This window comes from Rouxiella sp. Mn2063 (assembly GCF_049319665.1).
GTDB lineage: Bacteria > Pseudomonadota > Gammaproteobacteria > Enterobacterales > Enterobacteriaceae > JBMOUD01.
The window spans coordinates 196724-217905 of record NZ_JBMOUD010000001.1 but is presented as its reverse complement, the minus strand read 5'-3'; the positions used below and the strand labels follow the sequence as shown (position 1 = coordinate 217905).

The 21182-nt window shown below is 47.9% G+C and carries 18 protein-coding genes; 9 read left to right on the top strand and 9 right to left on the bottom strand.

Going from position 1 to position 21182, the window contains the following annotated elements; all coding sequences use genetic code 11:
* The first annotated feature begins 13 nt into the window (after positions 1 to 13).
* Positions 14 to 946 (top strand): ABC transporter substrate-binding protein, encoded by a 933-nt coding sequence (locus tag ACL9RG_RS00865; RefSeq protein WP_422790681.1) that lies wholly within the window; start codon positions 14 to 16, stop codon positions 944 to 946.
* A gap of 64 nt (positions 947 to 1010) precedes the next feature.
* On the opposite strand, the gene ACL9RG_RS00860 is transcribed toward ACL9RG_RS00865, so the two are convergent.
* From ACL9RG_RS00860 to ACL9RG_RS00845, 4 genes are read right to left on the bottom strand one after another with little or no spacing between them, the layout of a single operon-like run.
* Entirely contained in the window at positions 1011 to 2165 is a 1155-nt protein-coding gene (locus ACL9RG_RS00860) for a Gfo/Idh/MocA family protein (protein WP_422790680.1), read from the bottom strand.
* Between the two features lie 30 nt (positions 2166 to 2195).
* Positions 2196 to 3206, bottom strand: coding sequence for an ABC transporter permease (locus ACL9RG_RS00855; protein ID WP_422791155.1), 1011 nt, complete (start codon positions 3204 to 3206; stop codon positions 2196 to 2198).
* Between the two features lie 19 nt (positions 3207 to 3225).
* Positions 3226 to 4794 carry a sugar ABC transporter ATP-binding protein gene (locus ACL9RG_RS00850; protein WP_422790679.1) on the bottom strand — a complete coding sequence of 523 codons (1569 nt, stop codon included), beginning with the start codon at positions 4792 to 4794 and terminating at the stop codon, positions 3226 to 3228.
* Positions 4795 to 4830: 36 nt separating this feature from the next.
* Positions 4831 to 5775 (bottom strand): substrate-binding domain-containing protein, encoded by a 945-nt coding sequence (locus tag ACL9RG_RS00845; protein ID WP_422790678.1) that lies wholly within the window; start codon positions 5773 to 5775, stop codon positions 4831 to 4833.
* A 453-nt stretch (positions 5776 to 6228) separates the two neighbouring features.
* Here ACL9RG_RS00845 and ACL9RG_RS00840 point away from each other — a divergent pair, with 453 nt between their 5' ends.
* Together ACL9RG_RS00840 and ACL9RG_RS00835 are read left to right on the top strand one after the other, a co-directional pair.
* Complete coding sequence (locus ACL9RG_RS00840; protein WP_422790677.1) at positions 6229 to 7662, top strand: EmmdR/YeeO family multidrug/toxin efflux MATE transporter; 1434 nt, start codon at positions 6229 to 6231, stop codon at positions 7660 to 7662.
* Positions 7663 to 7856: 194 nt separating this feature from the next.
* On the top strand, positions 7857 to 8816 hold the full coding sequence (locus ACL9RG_RS00835) for a D-2-hydroxyacid dehydrogenase family protein (protein WP_422790676.1): 960 nt from the start codon (positions 7857 to 7859) through the stop codon (positions 8814 to 8816).
* An 89-nt stretch (positions 8817 to 8905) separates the two neighbouring features.
* Here ACL9RG_RS00835 and tmaR read toward each other — a convergent pair whose 3' ends face one another.
* From tmaR to ACL9RG_RS00815, 4 genes are all read right to left on the bottom strand, one after another.
* Positions 8906 to 9238: a PTS system regulator TmaR gene (gene tmaR / locus ACL9RG_RS00830; RefSeq protein ID WP_422790675.1), complete on the bottom strand. Its 333-nt coding sequence runs from the start codon at positions 9236 to 9238 to the stop codon at positions 8906 to 8908.
* 198 nt (positions 9239 to 9436) lie between these two features.
* Positions 9437 to 10498, bottom strand: coding sequence for an FUSC family protein (locus ACL9RG_RS00825; protein WP_422790674.1), 1062 nt, complete (start codon positions 10496 to 10498; stop codon positions 9437 to 9439).
* A gap of 133 nt (positions 10499 to 10631) precedes the next feature.
* Entirely contained in the window at positions 10632 to 11399 is a 768-nt protein-coding gene (locus tag ACL9RG_RS00820; RefSeq protein ID WP_422790673.1) for an N-acetylmuramoyl-L-alanine amidase, read from the bottom strand.
* A 116-nt stretch (positions 11400 to 11515) separates the two neighbouring features.
* Positions 11516 to 12424 carry a LysR family transcriptional regulator gene (locus tag ACL9RG_RS00815; RefSeq protein ID WP_422790672.1) on the bottom strand — a complete coding sequence of 303 codons (909 nt, stop codon included), beginning with the start codon at positions 12422 to 12424 and terminating at the stop codon, positions 11516 to 11518.
* A gap of 121 nt (positions 12425 to 12545) precedes the next feature.
* Between ACL9RG_RS00815 and ACL9RG_RS00810 the strand changes: the two genes are divergently transcribed.
* The 5 genes from ACL9RG_RS00810 to sbcB all read left to right on the top strand — a co-directional run bounded on the left by ACL9RG_RS00810 (position 12546) and on the right by sbcB (position 17238).
* Positions 12546 to 13412, top strand: a complete 867-nt coding sequence (locus ACL9RG_RS00810) for a pirin family protein (protein ID WP_422790670.1) — start codon at positions 12546 to 12548, stop codon at positions 13410 to 13412.
* Between the two features lie 77 nt (positions 13413 to 13489).
* Entirely contained in the window at positions 13490 to 14113 is a 624-nt protein-coding gene (gene ycaC, locus ACL9RG_RS00805) for an isochorismate family cysteine hydrolase YcaC (protein WP_422790669.1), read from the top strand.
* A 218-nt stretch (positions 14114 to 14331) separates the two neighbouring features.
* The gene (locus ACL9RG_RS00800) at positions 14332 to 14928 is read left to right on the top strand and encodes a pesticin C-terminus-like muramidase (RefSeq protein WP_422790668.1); all 597 of its coding nucleotides are present in this window, start codon (positions 14332 to 14334) and stop codon (positions 14926 to 14928) included.
* On the top strand, positions 14925 to 15347 hold the full coding sequence (locus tag ACL9RG_RS00795) for a hypothetical protein (protein WP_422790667.1): 423 nt from the start codon (positions 14925 to 14927) through the stop codon (positions 15345 to 15347). The genes ACL9RG_RS00800 and ACL9RG_RS00795 overlap by 4 nt, the downstream gene beginning before the upstream one ends.
* A gap of 460 nt (positions 15348 to 15807) precedes the next feature.
* Positions 15808 to 17238, top strand: coding sequence for an exodeoxyribonuclease I (sbcB, locus tag ACL9RG_RS00790; RefSeq protein WP_422790666.1), 1431 nt, complete (start codon positions 15808 to 15810; stop codon positions 17236 to 17238).
* A gap of 89 nt (positions 17239 to 17327) precedes the next feature.
* Here the strand turns inward: sbcB and ACL9RG_RS00785 are convergent, their stop codons facing one another.
* Positions 17328 to 18704, bottom strand: coding sequence for an APC family permease (locus ACL9RG_RS00785; protein ID WP_422790665.1), 1377 nt, complete (start codon positions 18702 to 18704; stop codon positions 17328 to 17330).
* 798 nt (positions 18705 to 19502) lie between these two features.
* On the opposite strand from ACL9RG_RS00785, the gene ACL9RG_RS00780 reads away from it, so the two are divergent.
* Positions 19503 to 21164 (top strand): TIGR04028 family ABC transporter substrate-binding protein, encoded by a 1662-nt coding sequence (locus ACL9RG_RS00780; RefSeq protein WP_422790664.1) that lies wholly within the window; start codon positions 19503 to 19505, stop codon positions 21162 to 21164.
* The last annotated feature ends 18 nt before the right edge of the window (positions 21165 to 21182 follow it).

Genomic DNA, 21182 nt, shown 5'->3' with positions numbered 1-21182 from the left:
CAAGGGTATAAAAATGATTAAAAAAACGCTCTACGGACTGATTCTCGGCATTGCAGTAGCCACACAAGCCAATGCCGCAGAAAAACTGACGCTAATGCTCGATTGGTATCTGAATCCCGATCACGCGCCGATTATCGTCGCTGAGCAAATCGGCGCGTTCAAAGCCGAAGGGCTGGATGTCAAAATTGTGCCACCTTCTGACCCGTCGCTGCCGCCGCGTATGGTGGCCGCTAAACAGGCAGATCTGGCGATTACCTATCAGCCGCAGCTGCATTTCTTTGCCGATCAGGGTTTGCCGTTAGTTCGGGTTGGGACATTGGTCAATACGCCGCTGGATACCATTATCACGCTGGATAAAAGCATTACATCGCCGGGCAAACTGAAAGGTAAAAAAATCGGTTCGTCGGTCGGTGGCGTTGAGGAAGCCACGCTCGGCACCATGCTGCAACACGATGGAGCCAGCCTGAGTGACGTGAAACTGATTAACGTCAATTTCCAGCTAACCAGCGCGCTGATGGCCGGTCAAGTTGATGCCATCATCGGTGGTTATCGCAATATCGAAGCCTTGGAGTTAAAACTAGCTGGCAAAGATCCGCAAGTCTTTAACGTGGAGGATTATGGCGTTCCGGCTTACGACGAGCTGATTATCGTTGCTAACCGTGATGAAGTCGCGGCACCGAAGATCAAGAAATTCCTCGTCGCATTGCAAAAAGGTACGGATTACCTGCGTGCTCACCCACAAGAAACCTGGCAGGCCTTCGCCAGCACACATCCTGAGCTGAACACCGAGCTGAATAAACAGGCGTGGATGAAATCTATCCCTCTGTTTGCCAGCGATCCAGCCAAGCTCGACAGCAAACGTTATCAGGCTTATGAGCAATTCTTGTTTGATAATAAGCTGATTAAAAAAATCACCCCGGTAGAAAAATACGCGGTGCAATTGTAAGTCTGGCTAAGGTATTTTCCATCCATTGACCCCGCCGATCGCTGACGGGGTCATGCAAAGCTAATTAGATAATCTCTTCCACCGCCACCCAACGCGCCATATCGTGTGATAGTGCGATGGCATCCAGCACTCTCGAGACGCGCCAGCCCTCTTCAAAATCGGGCCACATTGGCGCGTTGGCAGCAACGCCATTGACCAAATCGCGCACTTCAACCGTTTTCATATCGTTGAAACCGATGCCGTGACCGGCACCGTTGCAAAACGCGGCGTAATCAGGGTGCAATGGTCCCGTTAATAAGGTGCGAAATCCCTGGCGGTTGGCCGGATCATCCTGACGATAAAGTTTAAGTTCTGCCATGCGTTCTTGGGTAAAGCTCAGTGCGCCTTTCGTGCCGGTAACGACATAGCTCAGCCCCATTTTGCGCCCACAGGCAACGCGTGAAGTTTCAATGACGCCACGCGCCCCTTGCGAGAAACGCAGCATCGCATGCGCCTGATCTTCGTTTTCTACCGCCACCAGATGCGGTGAACCGGCTTTTTCCGGACGCTGGGCCACCACGGTTTGTAAATCACCACACACACTTGCGATATCGCCAACCAAATAGTGCGCCATATTGACAATATGCGCAGCCAAATCCCCCAGCGCGCCTAAGCCCGCCGTGGCTTTGAAGCAATGCCAGTGAATGGGTGATTGCGGGTCCGCCATATAATCTTCGTTATGTGTGCCGTAGAAATGCGTGACTTCACCAATTTCCCCGTTGGCGATGATCTCTTTTGCCAGCTGCGTAGTGGGATTTTTGATGTAGTTAAACCCTACCAGCGTTTTAACCCCGGCGCGACGGGCTGCCTCGTACATTTCACGGGCATCGTGGGCGTTAAGTGCTAAGGGTTTTTCAGCGTAGATATGTTTGCCATGACGGATCGCCTCCAACGCCATCTCTTTATGCAAAAAGTTCGGCGAGCAAATATCGACGACATCAATCTCCGGGTGGCTGACCAGCTCGCGCCAGTCACCAGTTGAGTGGAGAAAGCCCAGCGCCTGCGCCCGTTCTGCCGCCAAAGGCGCGGAGACATCGGCCAGCATCATCTTTACCAACTGTCCTTGTAGCGGGAATACCGCCGGTGCCTGCGCATAGGCAATAGCGTGCGCCTTGCCGATATAGCCACTGCCAATTAAACCGATGCGTACCTGCTGATTGTTTGCCTGATGATTAACCATAACTGTTCTTCTCCTTTAACTATTCAGCAGCTACAAGGCACCGCGACGATTTTTAGCATAGGTATCAAAGGCAACGGCCAGCACAATAATCAGGCCGGTAATAATCTGCTGGTAATAGGCTGAGATATTCATCAGCACCAGACCATTGATTAACACCCCCATAATGACCGAGCCAATCACGGTGCCAGTAATGCGCCCATATCCGCCCATCAATGAGGTTCCGCCGATGACCACCGAGGCAATCACCCGCAGCTCAAACGACAGTCCGGCTACCGCTTCGGCACTGCCCAGTCTTGCACTGAGGATAAACCCGGCCAGTCCAGCCAGACAGCCAATCACGACATACACGCTCACCAACACCCGCCGCACATCAACCCCAGCCAAACGTGCGGCTTCCGGGTTGCCGCCGATGGCGAATACAAAGCGCCCCCAACGGGTTTTGTGCAAAGCGATATAGCCGACAACCGCGACCAGCGCAAAGATCCAGATGGGAATAGAAATCCCCAGTAGTTCACCGCGTCCCCACCAGCGATAGCCCGCATCAAAACCAGCAATCGGCGCACCGTCATTAATCACCAGCGTCAGCCCACGCCAAATGGTCATGCCGCCCAAGGTGACAATAAACGGCGGCAGTCGTAGCCGCGTCACGCCAAGGCCGTGTAAAAAGCCGATGAAGGTACCCATTGCCAGGCAGATAGCTAAGCCAATCAACCAGCTCATTCCGCCCCAAGCGTTAGGATCAACCGAGGTGAAGTTATCACCTTTGATAATATAAGCCGCCGCCATCGAACAGACCGCCAGAATGGAGCCGACGGAGAGGTCGATGCCCGCCGTTAAGATAACGAAGGTCATCCCTACGGCCATAATCCCGTAGATGGAGACTTCAGTCAGGATATTGAAGATATTGCGTTCAGACAGGAAGTTACCGTTTTGGCTCTGGAAGAATATCAGCAGCAGAATCATGAAAAACAACACTCCCCAACGCTCAAAAAAAGCAATCGGGTCAAAACGTCCATCGGCCTTAGTGATGGATGTCGGCATAGGTTGTGGTTTGAGCGTCTTAGCAAGGGGTTTGTTCATGAGTTGCCTCCAGGATCTGTTCATGGCCGATTGCCATCATGGTCATCAGCGTTTCTTCTGTCGCATCGTCGCCGTGTATTTCACCGGTCATTCGCCCTTCTCGCAGCGTGATAATACGATCGGCTATCGCCATGATTTCCGGCAGGTCAGAGGAAATCACGATAACGGCCACGCCACGCTTCGCCATATCGAACAACACCTGATGCACCTCAGATTTGGTGCCAACATCAATACCGCGAGTAGGTTCATCAACAATTAACACCTTCGGATTCAGCGCCATGCAGCGTGCCAGGATCACCTTTTGCTGATTGCCACCAGAGAGCTTTCTTACCTCCTGCTGGTCGCTGGCCATTTTGATATGCAGCGCCTGCCGATAGCTGTCGATCAACGCATCTTCTTTGCGGCTATCCACAAACCAACGCCAATGCAATAGCGAGGACAAACTGGAAAGAGAGATGTTGTCGCGAATAGACAGCCCTAACACCGCGCCCTCTTTTTTGCGGTCTTCTGGCACCAGAGCAATGCCTTTTTCTAGCGCATGCAGCGGCGTGCTTGGAAGATAGGGTTCTCCATCAAGGGTAAATTCACCGCGGGTGAAATTGTCGGCACCAAACAGGCAGCGCGCGACTTCAGTGCGCCCGGCACCGACCAAACCGGCAATGCCCAATACTTCGCCACGATGCACATTAAAGCTGATGTCTTGCAGCGCAATAGCCTGTGGATCCAGCGGCCTTTTGTCGCGGCTAAGACCTTTAACCGACAAGCGTACCGGCTGACTCTGATGATGGGTTTCGCTGGCCGGGCGACGATTGAATACCACGTCGCGCCCGACCATCATGCGGATAATTTCAGCCACGTGAGTGTCGGCAACATTGCCCGAACCGGTATAACGCCCATCCTGGAAAACAGTAAAACGATCGCAAAGCTGAAACACTTCATGCAAACGGTGGGTGACATAAATCACGCTGACGCCACGATGTTTCAGTTCGCGCACCACCCGGTGCAAGCTTTCGACTTCGCTATCGCTAAGCGCGGCTGATGGCTCATCCATCACGATCAGTCGGGCGTTGAGAGTTAAAGCGCGAGCTATCTCGACCATTTGCTGCTGGGCCACACTTAAGCGTGCAACTTCGGTCGTTGGCGAGATAGGCAAATGCAGATAGTCCAGAATCGCTTTTGCCTCTTTATTCACCGCCTGTCGGTCGACAAAAACACCACGGCGACGCAGTTCTCGCCCTAAAAACATGTTCTCTGCCACCGTCATATTGGGCAGTAAATTGAACTCCTGATAAATGGTGATGATGCCTTTATTTTGGCGTTCTACCGGAGAGTCTTCGAGCGGCAACACCTGCCCGGAAAACCAAATTTCGCCGCTGGTTTGTGGTTGCGCACCGGCCAAGGCTTTAAGCAGAGTAGATTTTCCGGCACCGTTTTCCCCCAGCAAGGCGTGAATTTCACCCTTTTGGACTTGTAACTGCGCCTGGCGTAATGCCCAAACGCCTGAGAAGTTTTTGGCTAAATCAGTGATGTTTAATAAAGGTTCGCTCATCAATTGCACCCCTTTCATTTGATTGCTGGGTCAGGATTATTTGCCAACTTCATCAATGCGCTCAGCATCTTTCAGATTATCTTTGGTGATCAAAATAGGCGGATAATCGGCACCGGTAATCGCGCTTTTCTGGCGGATGTTTTGTACTAATTGGGTCAAGGCGGTAGTGACCGCAAAACCGGGACGCTGGTCAGCGGTGGCGGTTATCCAACCTTCACGCACTCGCAGTAAGGCTTCGGGTACCGCGTCAAAACCGGTAACCATAATCTGCCCAGGTTTCATGCCTTGTTCCTTTAAGGCTTCTACAGCGCCAAGCGCCATATCATCATTGGCTGAGATAATGACCTGAGGAGGTTTAGGCAAAGATGGCAATACACTTTCTACGATGCGCATCCCTTCAGAACGCATCCAGTTACCGGTTTGGTCGGTCACAATGCGATATTTAGCGCCCCCCGCTTTCAAGCTGTCGCGGATGCCGCGCGTACGTTCAATATTGGAAGACGAACCTGGCTGTCCGGTCAGCAGCATGATATCCGCACCATCGGGGAAATGGCTTTTCACCAGATCGGCAATCGCCTGTCCGCCTTTATAGTTATTGGCACCAAAATGCGGGACTTTCTTTTGCGTATTGACTGAGCGGTCGAGCGTGACGACCGGTAAGTTAGCATCCTGAATCTCGACCACAGCCTCTGATACCGCATTAACATCATTAGGCGAAACAACGAAACCTTGCGCCCCTCGCGTGATGGCATTCTCAAGATCAGCGACCTGTTTAGGGGAGCTGCCCTGTCCATCTAAGACCTGCAAATTGATACCAAGATCTTTAGCCGCTTTTACCGCCGTACGTTGCATATGAACTTCAAACGGCATCGCTAAATTTGGCGTGCTGAAGGCGATTTGTTCATTGGCCGCCTGAGCGCCTCCTGCCAGTCCCAATGTGATAAGGACTGTCATGACATTGAATTTGCTAATTATATTCATGTTAATCTCCGCGTGATGGCGATAAAAGTACTTATCAAAATGGGAATAGCAACGACAGATTAAATAGAACATTTATTTTATTTTATTTCTTATTGGAATTTTAATTTCTGCGCACCAGTTAACATTTATGCGCTGCTTTTGCTTGAAATTTGTAATAAAAGTCACAAATCGTCTTTGTCGGGGAGGAGAAGATGAAATAAACCCTCAGCTTGGCGAGGCAATATAGCAATTAATGAAACAGACATTTCGCAGAGGGGATGAGCAAGCATTTGCCGAAAAAAATGCGCTATACGCGGGAAGCTGTTGTTTCTTAATCGGCGTTCTGTTTCTTAAACCAAAAGTATCACAACATCACATTAACAAGATAACGAGGCTAAAAAACGCTTTTCAAAATAACGATTCTCTCCCATCATCAATAACGCCTCTGTCCATTTTCCATTAGCTGGTACTCCCTTGCGTAATTTAGTGAACGGCCTACGCCACGCCGTCGAGCGTATGCCTTGGTATTCGAAGCGCCACTCTTATCGAGTGCTGTTTTGGCGTGAAATCACTCCCCTAGCCATTCCGATATTCTTTGAAAATCTATGCGTCATGTTGATGGGCGTCCTCAGTACTTTTCTGGTCAGTTGGCTAGGAAAAGAGGCGATGGCCGGCGTCGGTTTGGCGGATAGTTTTAATATTGTCGTCGTCTCGTTTTTCGCGGCTATCGATCTGGGGACCACCGTAGTGGTTGCCTTCAGCTTAGGTAAGCTCAATCACGAACGCGCCCGCGCCGCTGCGCGGCAATCGATCGTGATGCTCACGGTGTTTGCCGTGTTATTAGCGATAGGTATTGAGTTTGCCGGCCATCTGATCATTAACGGTATCGCCGGTAACGCCGCGCCAGAGGTGAAAGCCCTGGCTCTCAGCTATCTCAAGACCACCGCATGGAGCTATCCGGCTGCGGCTATTGCGCTGATCGGCTGTGGCGCCCTGCGCGGTGCCGGGAATACCAAAATTCCGATGATCGTTAATGGCGGGATGAATATTCTCAATATTATTATCAGCTCATTATTAATTTATGGCTGTTTCTCTTGGCATGGTTTGGGATTTGCCGGTGCGGGGCTAGGATTAACCATCTCACGCTATATCGGGGCGGCGGTGGTGTTGTTCGTACTGATGAGCGGCTTCCACCCGATTTTAAAAATCTCCCTAAAAAGCTATTTCTCAAAGCTCAATACCAGCATTTTAATGGAGGTATTGGGTATCGGCGTACCGGCTAGTATTGAATCGGTATTATTTAACGGCGGTAAGTTGCTGACGCAGATTTTCGTCGCCGGGATGGGCACTAATGTAATTGCCGGGAACTTTATCGCTTTCTCTATCGCCACGCTGATTAACTTGCCGGGCAATGCACTGGCTTCTACTTCTACAATTATTATCGGTAAACGGTTAGGTAAAGGCCAAATCGGCCAGTCTGAACGGCAGATCCGTTATACGTTTTGGCTGGCCACCATTGGGCTGTCTTTCCTGGCGTTTTTATCGGTACCTTTCGCCGGTATGCTGGCCTCGCTGTATACCAAAGAAGATGATGTGATCCACGTGGTCAAAGTGCTGATCTGGCTAAATGCCGCCTTTACCCCGTTCTGGGCTGCCTCTTGGGTACTCCCTTCCTCATTAAAAGGGGCCCGCGACGCCCGATTCACCATGTGGGTATCGTTACTCAGCATGTGGGGCGGTCGTATCGTTATCGGTTATCTGCTGGGGATCGTCTTGGGATTAGGCGTGGCGGGGATCTGGATCGGGATGTTTATTGACTGGATTATTCGCGGCAGTTGTTTTTACTGGCGTATGGTCAGTGGCCGCTGGCTGTGGAAATATCCTCGACCGTTAAAAACTGAATCCTAATTGAGTTTACTGACAAAGCCGTCTTTAATATTGAAATAGACGGACACGGTACGCTAGGGGGCGTTGCGGCGCGCAAGCCCACGACGCCCCCGATGGCGTACTCTCACTAATAATTGGCTTTATCAGCCGTTGCATCATTCTTTTTAGCGGCGGGTAGATATCTGCCCACACGTTTCCTCGCTTCGGAGCTTATTATGCCCTTACGCTGTGCCATCCTTGATGATTATCAACATGTTGCTTTATCGCAAGCTGACTGGACACCGCTGGCGACCCAGATAGATATCACCACCTTTAGCCGACCGCTGGGTGATGAACAAGCGGTTGCCGATTCGCTCAAGGATTTTGATATTATCGTGATAATGCGCGAACGCACGCCGTTCCCTGCGTCGTTGCTGGCGCAGTTGCCAAAACTGAAGCTGCTGATTACCTCCGGCATGCGCAACGCTTCAATCGATATCAAAGCGGCGCAGGCACAAGGTATTGTCGTGTGTGGCACTGCCAGCGGTTCGAGTGCACCTGTTGAGTTAACCTGGGCACTGATTTTGGGGTTGGCCCGTCATCTGGTGCCAGAGAATGCCGCCCTGAGACAAAACGGCCCTTGGCAAAGTACGCTCGGATTTGAACTACAAGGTAAGCAGTTAGGCGTCATCGGGCTAGGAAAAACGGGCGAGAAAGTCGCGAAAATAGCACAGGCTTTCGGCATGAAAGTGGTAGCCTGGAGCCAAAATTTGACGGCACAGCGGGCAGCAGACGTCGGTGTCACACTGGCAGAATCTAAAGAATCCCTGCTGGCCAGCAGCGATATCGTCTCCCTGCATTTGGTATTAAGCGATCGTTCGCGCAATACGATAACTGCTGATGATTTTACCCATATGAAATCTACTGCCTTGTTGATTAACACCTCTCGCGCCGGGCTGGTGGATCAAGCTGCAATGATTAATGCTTTGCAGCAACAGCAGATCGCTGGCGCAGGCGTCGATGTGTTTGATATCGAGCCACTCCCCGCGGATAGCCTGTTACGGACGCTACCAACGCTGTTAGCGACACCGCATCTCGGTTATGTCACCGATGGCAATTATCAGGTTTATTTTACTGAGGCAGTAGAAGATATTCTGGCGTGGCTGGCAGGCAAACCGGTGCGTCAATTGTCATAGACAAGCGCATTGGCTATATCGCAGCGTAAAAAAACCGGGCAGTTGCCCGGTTATCAGATGTGTTGCAATTTATCCGATCGAAATTGCAATTATTTCTTTTCTGGTGCTTTAATTTCGCCCAGAGATTTCAGTTTCTTAGACATTTCACGACGTTCTTTTGACAGGTCAGCGTTTTTGATGATGTAGTCATCAACGCGATCTTCATAGTCGCTACGCATGTTAGCGATAATGGCCTGAACATCATCAATACTCATATCTGCTTTGATATAATCGCTCAGGTTATCGAGCAAAAGCACGCGCTTCTGGTTGTCACGAATTTTCTTCTCGTTATCAACGATTTCACGTTGCAGTTTGTTTTTGCGACGAAAAATGCGCACAAACTCCAGTACATCGTGGAAACTCGGCTTAATTGGTTGTTCCATTTTTACACCTTCGATTAAGTTACACAGATTCTTTGGTTCGCCACGGGTGGTGCTCGCTACAATCTAGCAGTTTCCCCCGTTGGTTAAGCTATTCATTTGGTCATCTTAGCGCACTTTGCGCCTATCTTACCCGTTTTCGGCCACAGACAAAAATGCCTTCGTGATTTACGGATTATTCTCTGACTTATCGCCAATAGGTTATTTATGCAGGGTTGCCTTGATAAGATCCCCTATCGACTTAAGCTGGTCAGCGACTTGCATGCTTAACCATACATAGCCATAAATCGGCGCTTCGAGATTTTGACTCTCTTGCTGCATGGTAGTCATCAGTGCTTTTAGCTCCAAAGCCAATTCATTAAGCTGCTCGCTGATACGCATCTCATTGCCTTGAGAACCATTAAGTAACACCTCGCTGAGCTCTTCCATAGCGTTGAGGATCAGCAGTTGTGTATGACGCAGTGCAGGTGCGTTTAGCATAATAAAGTGGCTTTCTCGCGAGCTCCAATACGCATCAGCAAGTAATTCAAGGGTACAAATTAGATTACGGCTCAGGGTTTGAATCGCATCAAACACCTCGCGAGAAACGTGAGATTCTTTACTGGCAGCAGCATGTAAGGCACGCATTTTGATCATTTGCGACATTGCCTGCTTGAGCTTGAGATGCAGCCGCGGCCGCTCAATCATATTGGGGGATAACCAAGCGCTGTAAAGTTTATTGAGTGATTTGAGATAGGCTGCCATCTGCATGCGCCAGTGAATATAGGCGCGCTGTGGGTAAATGCTGGCAAACAGCAGTGAGAGCAGTGAACCGATAATCACATCGGCCGTTCGCCACATCGCGACGTCAAAGTGCCCTGCTCCCGCGCCTAATACCACCGCCAGCGTTACGCCGAGCAATAATGCCGCATAAGGGCGTTTACCCAACGTAAGATAACCACTGGCAAAAACTACCACACCGCACCAGGCCAACATCAGTGGTACCGAATAAATCTCTATCCACAGAGCTATCAGCCCGGAAATCGAGCCACCGATGGTGCCAAGAATACGCTCCATTACCCGTTCAACCACATTGCCCCAAAACGAGATTGGCCCCATCACCACCACCAGCGTGATAAGCGGCCACGTCGCCTCGGGAAGATGAATCCAATGCACAATCAAGAACGTTAGTATGAAGGCTAAGGCAATCCGCAACCCGTGCGCAATGCGGTAATTTTTGTAGATCAGAGTGTCCAGCGATGAAATTTTCTTATCCAGACGCACAGCACGACCACCTAAAGGCTCAGTAACTCGTTGAAGACAGACAGTCTAGCCGATAAGCCGCCTGCGATCACATGGCTTTATCAAGGATTTATCGATTAAGTACTGAGCCTATACCAGCAAGATTGACCGTAGCTTAAGACTTATACTTCTCAACTAATGCATAGAGAATCGCTGCGGTCTCAACATCAATAACCCCGCTATAGTCACACTGGCGATAATGCAGTTGAAAAGCGCGAATCAGTTGCTTGTAGCCAGTGTCTGTTGTTGCTGCGGAGACATCGTATCCGTATTTTTGCAGATTGCTGATAATGTCTTTCTTTGCCGGCAATGCGCTAAGGAATTTTTCCGCGTATTTATCCTTAGTGGCATTATCGTACCAAGCACCAATTCCCGCCTCGTACAACTCTTTCCATGGGAACGCTGGGCCAGGATCGCTTTTGCGATAGGGGGAAATATCGCTGTGCGCGACAACATTGGTCGGAGAAAGATCTGGGTAGCGCTGAATAATATTGAGCGCGAGCTGTTTAATTGCAGCAATTTGCTCGTGATGATAAGGCGGGAAAGTAAATACCCCATTATCTTCGCTGGCAAGATTAACAATTTCTATGCCGAGCGACGAATCGTTTAAATTGGTTCGCCCGTCCCATGAACTGACTCCCGCATGCCAGGCTCTGTCATTTTCATCAACTAAATTAAAGAGACGTAATTCTTTAAAGCCAGCCTCAAGATAACTCTGCTCAGTGGGATCTGGAACCAGATAATGTGCACTGGCACCACCATCACCAGCCAACAGAGTGGTCGATTGAGCAAAATTTACCGCCGTATAATGCATGACCAGAAAACGCACGCGACGATTGAATCCTTTGACTGAACGATAGCTATTATAATCAATCTGATACATAAGAACCCCTTCCATATGGATAATAAATCAAGCCAATAAACACTAACGGTCAGCCGCCTATAAAACAAACAAAAATATGGTAATTACCTTAATCAGTATTTTGCTAACTGAATTTCCTATTGTTCATTTTGAATACTATCGAATCGTTGAGCCAGATAGTCGATAAGAGTACGTATAGAAGGCAGCAAGCCTCTACGAGTTGGGAATACAGCGTGAATGATCTCTCGTCTTGGCTGCCACTCGGGTAACACTCTTAGCAAACTTCCCTCTGAGAGTTGTTTTTGTACCATCAGTAATGGCAGCTGCACTATTCCAACGCCAGCGATAGCGGCCTTTCTTAGGGCCATCATATCTGTGGTCATTAACCTTGGCGTGTGATTAATAACCACGTGCTCGTTATCGGGGCCAAATAACGTCCACGCATAAGTTTGAACCGACTGGCCAATAACAAGGCTTGGGAATTGCGCCAATTCAGCAGGTGAAACTGGGTTGCCCTGTTGTTTGATCAAATCAGGACTGGCAACCAAACATTGTCCTCTTTCAGCAAGCACACGCATCACCAGCGTGCTGTCCTCCAGCGGCGGCGGGCGAACACGTATTGCAATATCCATTCCTTCCCCGACGACATCGACCCGGCGATTTGTAGCCTCGAGAGAAATCGTCACCCGGGGATGCAAGACCATAAAATCGGACAACATAGAACCAACATGTGAACTTAATAAACCTGTAGGACAAGATAAGCGAATTAAGCCTCTGGGTTCGGTGTGGAGTTCATCAATAGACTCTTGCGCTGATTCAGCTTCAACCAGCATAGCTTTGCAATGTAAGTAATATTTTTTGCCAACTTCTGAAACCACAAAGTTTCTGGACGTTCTTTGAATAAGGCGCACGCCCAAGCGCTCCTCAAGCCCTGCAATACGACGGCTGAGTTTGGATTTTGGCATCCCAAGATGGCGGCCCGCAGCGGTAAAACCGCCGCATTCCACCACATGCACGAAGTAAAAGAGATCGTTTAAATCCTGCACTTTCACTCCTCCCATTGTTCTTAATTTAGAACCATATGATTCATTTTAGCCGACTACAGTCAATATCGTTCTTAATATAACCTTATGCAATATTTTTAATACTCATCTATAGGTATATGTGATGAAAAAAGTTCTCGAAATTTATCATGCCCCAAGAGGTCACTGGGTTGGCGATGGTTTTCCCGTCAGATCTCTTTTTTCATACGACCGTTCAGCGGAGGCGCTGAGTCCGTTTTTGCTACTTGATTATGCCGGTCCGGCTAATTTCACCCCGACCGATACGCGTCGCGGCGTTGGCATACACCCGCATAGAGGATTTGAAACGGTCACTATCGTTTATAAAGGTGAGGTTGAACACCACGATTCGACGGGACAAGGTGGCGTAATTGGCCCCGGTGATGTGCAGTGGATGACCGCCGGTTCTGGCATTTTGCATGAAGAGTTTCACTCGCACTCATTTGCCCAAACGGGTGGTGAACTCGAGATGGTGCAACTGTGGGTCAATCTTCCTGCGAAGGACAAAATGACCCAGCCAGGATATCAGGCTATTACTTCAGCTGAGATCCCCTCGGTCACACTGTCAAATCACTCAGGTGAACTACGGGTGATTGCCGGGGAATTTGCATCTATCAAAGGCCCGGCGAGTACCTTTTCTCCATTAAATGTATGGGATTTCCATCTTAATGAGGATGGCCTCTGCAATGTTGCGTTGCCGGATGGATGGACAGCGGCATTAGTTGTTCTCAGAGGTGAGATTGAGATAAACGGCCAAAATATTGTTGGTGAAGCCCAGATGGCGCTTTTGGACAGAGAAGGCTCGGATGTTTCCATTAAAGCAACGCAAGAATCCGTTGTTTTGTTGCTTAGTGGCGAGCCAATTAATGAACCTGTTGTCGGTCATGGACCTTTTGTCATGAATAGCACCCAAGAGATTAGCCAGGCATTTAGTGATTTCAAAAGTGGCAAATTTACTCGCTCACAGAGTTGAAAATTCATGTCTCCATCCCGGGAGACTTAACACCGGTGCCCTGCACCACATCAGCCGTTGAAGTTAAGGAGCATAAAATGACTAAACCGTACATCAGACTGGATAAAGACAACGCTGCCGTTTTACTCGTAGACCATCAGACTGGACTGCTTTCCCTGGTGCGTGATATCGATCCAGATAAATTTAAGAACAACGTACTCGCGCTTGCCGATATGGCGCAATATTTTAAGTTGCCAACCATTTTGACCACCAGCTTTGAAGACGGTCCTAATGGTCCGCTAGTTCCAGAATTGAAAGAGCAGTTCCCGGATGCGCCTTATATTGCTCGCCCGGGTAATATCAATGCCTGGGATAATGAAGATTTTGTAAAAGCAGTCAAAGCAACGGGTAAAAAACAGCTGATCATCGCGGGTGTGGTTACCGAGGTCTGTGTTGCCTTCCCTGCTCTATCAGCGATAGAAGAAGGGTTTGAAGTATTTGTAATTACTGATGCTTCAGGCACATTCAACGAATTGACCCGCGACTCTGCGCTGAATCGTATGTCGCAAGCCGGTGTGCAATTAATGACGTGGTTTGGTGCCGCTTGTGAATTACACCGTGATTGGCGTAATGATATTGAAGGGCTGGGAGCATTATTCTCAAATCACATCCCTGATTATCGTAACTTGATGACCAGTTTCAGTAAGCTGACTGCAAAATAATATCTTTATCTTTAATATAACCATAAGCCTCTGTTGCACAGAGGCTTATATTTTCCTTATTTCCTCAGACACCTTTGCACTATTTTACCTTGCCGTTATGTAAGCATAATGGGACAATCCACACTTTAAAACCACCCTGTTTGCACGTGTAATATTTTTAGTTGTGATATTTTTCTGTCAATGGTTGACTGAATATAACAAGGATAAGGAGCATAGTTATGCTTGAGCCAAGGGAAGGTCTTCTGACATTTAGGTCAGAAGGAAATGACATTTCAAATAGTCTATATTATTCTCGTAAAATTCACTGGCCAGGAAACATACCGGGTTGTTCATCAAACAGTTCAGGCGTTACGATTGGGAGAGGCTTCGATTTGGGCAATCGCTCGAAAGATGAAACTTTACAAGCATTAAGCATGGCTGGCATTCCCAAAGAACAAGCTAAGAAAATAGCCAATGGCGCAGGTCTAACACATTGCCAAGCTAATAATTTTGTTATAAGAAATAAAAATGAGATAGGCGAAATCACTGAGTCTCAACAGTTGCAATTATTTAATACAATCTACCCAAGCTATGCTAGTGATGCCGTACGTTTCTACAATAAATATAAAAAATCGAATTCTGTCAATTGGGATAAGTTGCATCCAGCACTAAAGGAAGTTTTTATTGATATGAAATACCAAGGTATTTTAACGCAAAAGATGGTTTATGTTTTTAGCGAAAATGACAGTAAAAAAGTAATTTCATTACTACAAAAAACACCAGATGATGAAAGAAGAAGGTCTCGCGTTGATTTTTTAATGGGAAATATTAAATGAACATGAAATTGATAATATTATTATCCACATTGTTCAGTTTAAATGCTAATGCAGAAATTCCAAATAAAAATAATAGTAACTTTTCCTATATAGGAGAAAAATACACAGTCTACATTCTTAGCCACTGTGAAAATCCTATTGACTGTAGATTGCTAACTGCTCGATTCATAAATAATGACACTAAAAAAACATTCGATATAAAAAAGGGAGAAACTATAAACATAGGGTACGGAAGAAATCTTAGAGGTTTTTTATTTTATGGAAAAAATAATGATTATATGTTTAATCAACCAGTTAAAGGTGATGATTTAGACAAATGGGACTTCAGAATAGTCAAAAAAGGCCATACTGATAACATGAACAATCTGGATGCCAATACCATTTATAAAGAAAAAGGGGATTATTTTTATATTAAATAATATTAATAAGGTGCGATGACTGGCACATAACAACTGTCATTATGCAAAAAACCTTCAGTTACTGTTGATGCGTTCCCATCATACTTTGAATCCATGTAGTTGCTTTCACAATTAACGCTAGGGCCGCATAAAAAGACAAATCCCCCATTATCTCCCTTGCTTATTTTGGTGATAAAACTGGATACTCATTAAACAAGATCGCGCACGTTTTACCATCCCAGATACAACGGGATGAAAATGCAATTGTGCAGAAACCACCGGCTTATATCACTTATACCCATGGTATTTTCTGTACACATGTTAAGATGAAACATGTACGCAATATGTACCATCCTTGATGTGTACTATATCTATCTTTTTTGTTCATTCATGTACTTTTGTGTACAATAAAATACAAATAATAAAAATAACAGCATGAAATATAAAGACAATTTCAAACAATCTAGGACATAACACCACAATGCGAGACAAGGCTGTACAACCCACATTCTACTTTCATGATTATGAGACTTTTGGCAAAAATCCGGCCTTAGACCGACCCGCGCAGTTTGCTGGTGTCCGCACCGATGCTGATTTTAATATCATTGAAGAACCACTGGTCATCTACTGTCGCCCGGCTGATGACTACCTGCCAGAGCCGGAAGCGGTGATGATCACCGGCATTACCCCGCAGCTAGCCTTAGCAAAAGGGCTGAACGAAGCCGAGTTTACCGCACAAATTCATACGGCTTTTAGCGTGCCGGGTACTTGCATCGTGGGCTACAACAATATTCGTTTCGACGATGAAGTCAGCCGCAATATTTTATATCGCAACTTCTACGATCCTTATGCTTATAGCTGGCAAAATGGCAATTCTCGCTGGGACCTGCTTGATGTCATGCGTGCATGCTATGCACTGCGCCCAGAGGGGATTAACTGGCCAGAAAATGACGACGGCTTCCCGAGCTTCCGCTTAGAACATCTTACCCGTGCGAACGGCATTGAACATGAAAATGCCCACGATGCGATGGCCGATGTTTATGCCACCATAGCGATGGCAAAATTGGTCAAACAGGCACAGCCGCGCTTGTTCGACTACCTACTAGAGCATCGTAATAAACACAAAATCAATGCGTTGATTGATATTCCTGCCATGACGCCGCTGGTTCATGTCTCGGGGATGTTTGGTGCCGCGCGCGGTAACACCAGTTGGGTCGCGCCGTTGGCCTGGCATCCTGATAATAAAAACGCGGTGATTGTTTGTGATTTGGGTGGAGATATGACTCCGCTGCTGGAATTAGATGCTAATCAAATGCGTGAGCGCCTTTATACCCGCCGCGAGAATTTAGCCCCTGGCCAATCACCGCTGCCGATTAAACTGCTGCATATCAATAAGTGCCCAGTATTGGCGCCAGCCAAAACTCTGCTGCCGGAAAACGCCGAAAGATTAGGAATAGACCGCCAATATTGCCTGAATAACTTACAACTGCTGCGCCAGGACCCTCACGTACGCGAAAAAGTGGTGGCTCTGTTTGCCGAAGCCGAGCCTTTCACACCGTCAGAAGATGTTGATGCGCGCTTATACGATGGTTTCTTTAGCGAGGCCGATCGTTCCACAATGCGGATTATTCAGCAAACCAAGCCAGAAAATCTGCCGGCGCTGGATCTAAGCTTTAATGACCCAAGGTTAGAAACTCTGCTCTTCCGCTTTCGTGCCCGTAACTACCCCGGTACGCTAGATGATGCTGAACAGCAAAAATGGTTAGCCCACCGCAAAGAAGTATTAAATAGCGACAAAGTGCAGAATTATGTTTTGCAGTTGGAATCGCTCTACAACCTGCATGAAGGTGATGCCGAGAAAACCGCCCTGCTGAAAGCGTTGTTTGAATATGGCAGGCAGTTGGTCAGCTAATTAACCCGTTACACGTGCGTACCTATCATAAAAAACGGGGAGCCATTTGGCTCCCCGTTCGCTGTGATCAACAGATTAACTCTGCCTTCTTAGCCAATCACTTCTTCGCTCATCTGCGGCGGTGGCTGACGGAAACGACGGGTGATAAAGGTCAGATAACCTAAACCAATCGCGCCCCATACCAGACCCAACGTCATTGAACTGGCTTCCAGGTTAATCCACAACGCGCCGACGGTCAGCGCACCAATCACCGGCAGAACCAGATAGTGAAGATGATCTTTAAAGGTGCGGTTACGTTTTTCACGAATATAGAACTGTGAAATAACCGACAGGTTGACGAAGGTGAACGCCACCAATGCACCAAAGTTAATCAATGCCGTTGCCGTCACCAAGTCAAAGGAGATAGCAGACAGCGCAACCACGCCGACTAACACCACGTTAAACGTCGGCGTACGCCATTGCGGGCTGATATGACCAAAGACTTTCTCTGGGAATACGCCATCGCGGCCCATCACGTACAGCAGACGAGAAACGCCCGCGTGTGCCGCCATGCCTGATGCCAATACGGTGACGCAAGAGAAGCATAGAATCACCGACTGGAAGAACTTACCAGCAACATAGAGCATGATTTCCGGCTGTGACGCGTCAGGGTCATGGAAACGCGAAATATTCGGGAAATACAGTTGCAGGAAGTAAGACACCACAACAAAGATAACGCCACCAATTAACGCAGTCAGGAAGATCGCTTTAGGAATAACCTTACCAGCGTTTGGCGTCTCTTCTGACAATGAGCTGATACCATCAAAGCCCAGGAACGAGAAGCATAGAATCGTCGCCCCGGTGATCATTGGGATCACATGTGCATTCTCAGAGAAGAATGGTTTAGTCGTTGCCAGTGTTCCCATGCCTTCGCCGTGATAAACACCGTTGATCAGCAGGCCAAGGAAGACCACCATGATAGCAACCTGTACGACAACAATAACGCTGTTCAGGTTAGCAACCAGCTTAATGCCACGCAGGTTGAAGAAGGTCATGATAGCGACTAAGCCAACCACAAACATCCACGACGGTACGCCCGGGAAGATAGCTTCCAGGTAAATTTTGGCCAGCAGAATGTTGATCATCGGCATAAACAGATAATCAAGCAGAGACGACCAACCCACCATAAAGCCAACGTGCGGGCTAATGGCTTTTTGTGCATAGGTATAAGCAGAACCGGCAGACGGGAAACGCTGCACCAGTTTGCCGTAGCTCACCGCAGTAAACAGCACTGCGATCAGCGCAAAAATATAAGCCGTGGCCACGTGCCCATCAGTCATTTGGGTCACAATGCCAAAGGTATCGAAAATCGTCATTGGCTGCAGATAGGCCAGGCCCATCATAACAACTTGAACTAACGTCAGAGTTTTGCGCAGCTGTGCGCGCTGTGGTGCTGCTGCAGCACTAGTAGCGGTATTAAGCGACATGATTCAGCCTCCCCAAACCTGCAACAATTGAACGAGAGAACGTCCTAACCGGCAAGGTGGAGGGAAAACTTCGTGAGGAATAATTTATAAGATTAAATGGGGGATTAATCTTCATGTCGCTGAAGATTGATGTAAAGGCCGCGCGTTGTTGACGGCAGCTGCTGATGATACCGGCAGGGATCGGTATAGGTATGAAAAATTTCCCCATCTTACATTTCCTCATATGTGGCGACCTTTATTAATTGGGGACCGCACACGAAATCTGGTTATCTATCCGGATCGAAGTCCGGCCTCTGTTAAATTTAGTTGGTGTAACGCAAATGCAAAAAAAATAACCGGCGCCTTTAAGCGTCGGTTATTCTGCATTGGTGTCTATTTTGCCCTAAACCGAAGGCAGATGACAAGATTATAAGGGCATTGAATGCGATTTTTTTGCTTAATAAATCACAAAACACTCAAAATGCTGGGTTTTGCCGCAACAAATGTAACAAATTACATTGCGTTATTATTTTTTTATGCCGGTTTCCTCAGGTATTAAACAATAAATTATTCTCATTTTTTTAACGCTAACCCAATATTTTTTAACACATTAATCACCATACTCCCCTCTTCCCTTTCCCTGTGCAGTCGGCCGCCTGAACTAAGAAAAGGCTTATTTGCCGTTTTCTCACTATCGTTAGCTAATTTCTTTATTTCATCTTCTTTTTGAATTGGTTTGTTATGGGTCAGACACCGGATTTCGATGCAATCTGCCAAGGCATTCCCTGGCTTCAAATCAAAATAAAAAAGGTAGAGATAATGAAAACAATTCGCCGTTTGAACGCCATCAGTCGCGCTCTGGCATTGGGATTAACGCTAGCCACCATTTCAGGGACCAGTATTGCACAGGCCGCAGATAATTCATCAGCCACTGCGCCGGTGAAAGGCGGTACGCTGGTTTATCTTGAGCAACAGGCTCACACCAACCTTTATCCCCCCGCTGGCGGCTTTTATCCAAACGGCGGCATCCTGAATCAGATTACCGATAAGCTAACTTATCAGAATCCGGAAACCTTAAAGATTGAGCCATGGATTGCCGAGTCCTGGAGCACTAACGCCGATAACACCGAATACACCTTTAAATTGCATCCGGGCGTCACTTTCTCTGATGGCACACCGCTTGATGCGAATGCAGTCGCCAAAAACTTCGATGTCTACGGACTGGGTGATAAAGCACGCCATTTACCGGTATCCGAAGTGATCAACAACTATGATCACAGTGAAGTTATTGACCCGTTAACTGTGAAGTTCTTCTTCAAGAAACCTTCACCTGGCTTCTTGCAAGGAACGGCGACCATCGGGTCCGGTCTTGTTTCACTAAGTACATTGGCAAAAGGCTTCGATGCACTGGGTAATGCTCGCAATATTATCGGTTCTGGTCCTTTTGTGGTCAGCTCAGAAACACTAGGGCGTGAAGTGGATTTAACCGCGCGTAAAGATTACAACTGGGGCCCAAAAGATATCGCACAGCAGGGTCGCGCCAATCTTGATGCCATTAAAATTATTGTCACGCCTGAAGATAGCGTGCGCATCGGCGCACTGCTTGCTGGACAGTCTGATTTTATTCGTCAGGTGCAAGCTTATGATGAAAAACAGGCCACCGATCAACACTTCCCGATTTACGCGGCATCGACTCGCGGCGTAAACGATGGCATCTCTTTCCGCCCGGATAATGCTTTAGTCTCCGATATTCGCGTACGTCAGGCCTTATTGCATGCCACCAACAGCCAACAGATCGTTAAAACGCTGTTCTCTGCTAACTATCCGCAGGCAACCTCGGTGATTGCTGCTCAGGCCGCCGGTTATGTCAACCTGTCCGATGACCTGAAATTTGACCCAACCTTGTCGAAGAAGTTGCTTGATGAAGCAGGCTGGAAACCGGGGGCTGACGGTATTCGTCAGAAAGATGGCCAACCACTCGCTATCACTATTTATGTCTCACTGCCGCAGCCGCAAAACAAAGAAGTGTTGCAGTTGGTCGCTCAGCAATGGCGAGATGTGGGCGTTAAATTGAACATTCTGGCCGGTGATGCCGGTAGTCGTGCGACCGATATTCTTGATCCACAGAAAACACCTGCTTATGTCGTCGAAGTGGGCCGCGCCGATCCTGACGTCATCAAAAGCGCCTTCTATCCGACTAACCGCGATGTGTTACTGCAACTCGGTGGCTCAAGCAGCAAGGTTAAAAGCTTTAAAGATGACAAGCTAAATACTTTGCTGACAGAAATTTCTGCCGAAGTGAATCCGCAGCAACGCCTGAAACTGACTGGCGATGTGCAGAAATATCTGCTCGACCAAGCTTATGTGATCCCTATCTTTGAAGAACCACAGGTTTATGCCGGTGCGCCTTATCTTAAAGGGGTGAGTTTTGAAGCCGTTGGCCGCCCAAGCTTCTATGGCGCGTGGCTGGAAAAGCACTAAGTAAAGATGGGGTGACGT

Bases quoted from the DNA above. Each gene is read 5' to 3' on its own strand.
- ACL9RG_RS00780 (WP_422790664.1), top strand. From the start codon at position 19,503: ATGAAAACAATTCGCCGTTTGAACGCCATCAGTCGCGCTCTGGCATTG.
- ACL9RG_RS00865 (WP_422790681.1), top strand. From the start codon at position 14: ATGATTAAAAAAACGCTCTACGGACTGATTCTCGGCATTGCAGTAGCC.
- ACL9RG_RS00785 (WP_422790665.1), bottom strand. From the start codon at position 18,704: ATGTCGCTTAATACCGCTACTAGTGCTGCAGCAGCACCACAGCGCGCA.
- ACL9RG_RS00820 (WP_422790673.1), bottom strand. From the start codon at position 11,399: ATGTATCAGATTGATTATAATAGCTATCGTTCAGTCAAAGGATTCAAT.
- ACL9RG_RS00850 (WP_422790679.1), bottom strand. From the start codon at position 4,794: ATGAGCGAACCTTTATTAAACATCACTGATTTAGCCAAAAACTTCTCA.
- ACL9RG_RS00795 (WP_422790667.1), top strand. From the start codon at position 14,925: ATGAACATGAAATTGATAATATTATTATCCACATTGTTCAGTTTAAAT.
- sbcB (WP_422790666.1), top strand. From the start codon at position 15,808: ATGCGAGACAAGGCTGTACAACCCACATTCTACTTTCATGATTATGAG.
- ACL9RG_RS00845 (WP_422790678.1), bottom strand. From the start codon at position 5,775: ATGAATATAATTAGCAAATTCAATGTCATGACAGTCCTTATCACATTG.
- ycaC (WP_422790669.1), top strand. From the start codon at position 13,490: ATGACTAAACCGTACATCAGACTGGATAAAGACAACGCTGCCGTTTTA.
- tmaR (WP_422790675.1), bottom strand. From the start codon at position 9,238: ATGGAACAACCAATTAAGCCGAGTTTCCACGATGTACTGGAGTTTGTG.
- ACL9RG_RS00810 (WP_422790670.1), top strand. From the start codon at position 12,546: ATGAAAAAAGTTCTCGAAATTTATCATGCCCCAAGAGGTCACTGGGTT.
- ACL9RG_RS00800 (WP_422790668.1), top strand. From the start codon at position 14,332: ATGCTTGAGCCAAGGGAAGGTCTTCTGACATTTAGGTCAGAAGGAAAT.
- ACL9RG_RS00855 (WP_422791155.1), bottom strand. From the start codon at position 3,206: ATGCCGACATCCATCACTAAGGCCGATGGACGTTTTGACCCGATTGCT.
- ACL9RG_RS00835 (WP_422790676.1), top strand. From the start codon at position 7,857: ATGCCCTTACGCTGTGCCATCCTTGATGATTATCAACATGTTGCTTTA.
- ACL9RG_RS00860 (WP_422790680.1), bottom strand. From the start codon at position 2,165: ATGGTTAATCATCAGGCAAACAATCAGCAGGTACGCATCGGTTTAATT.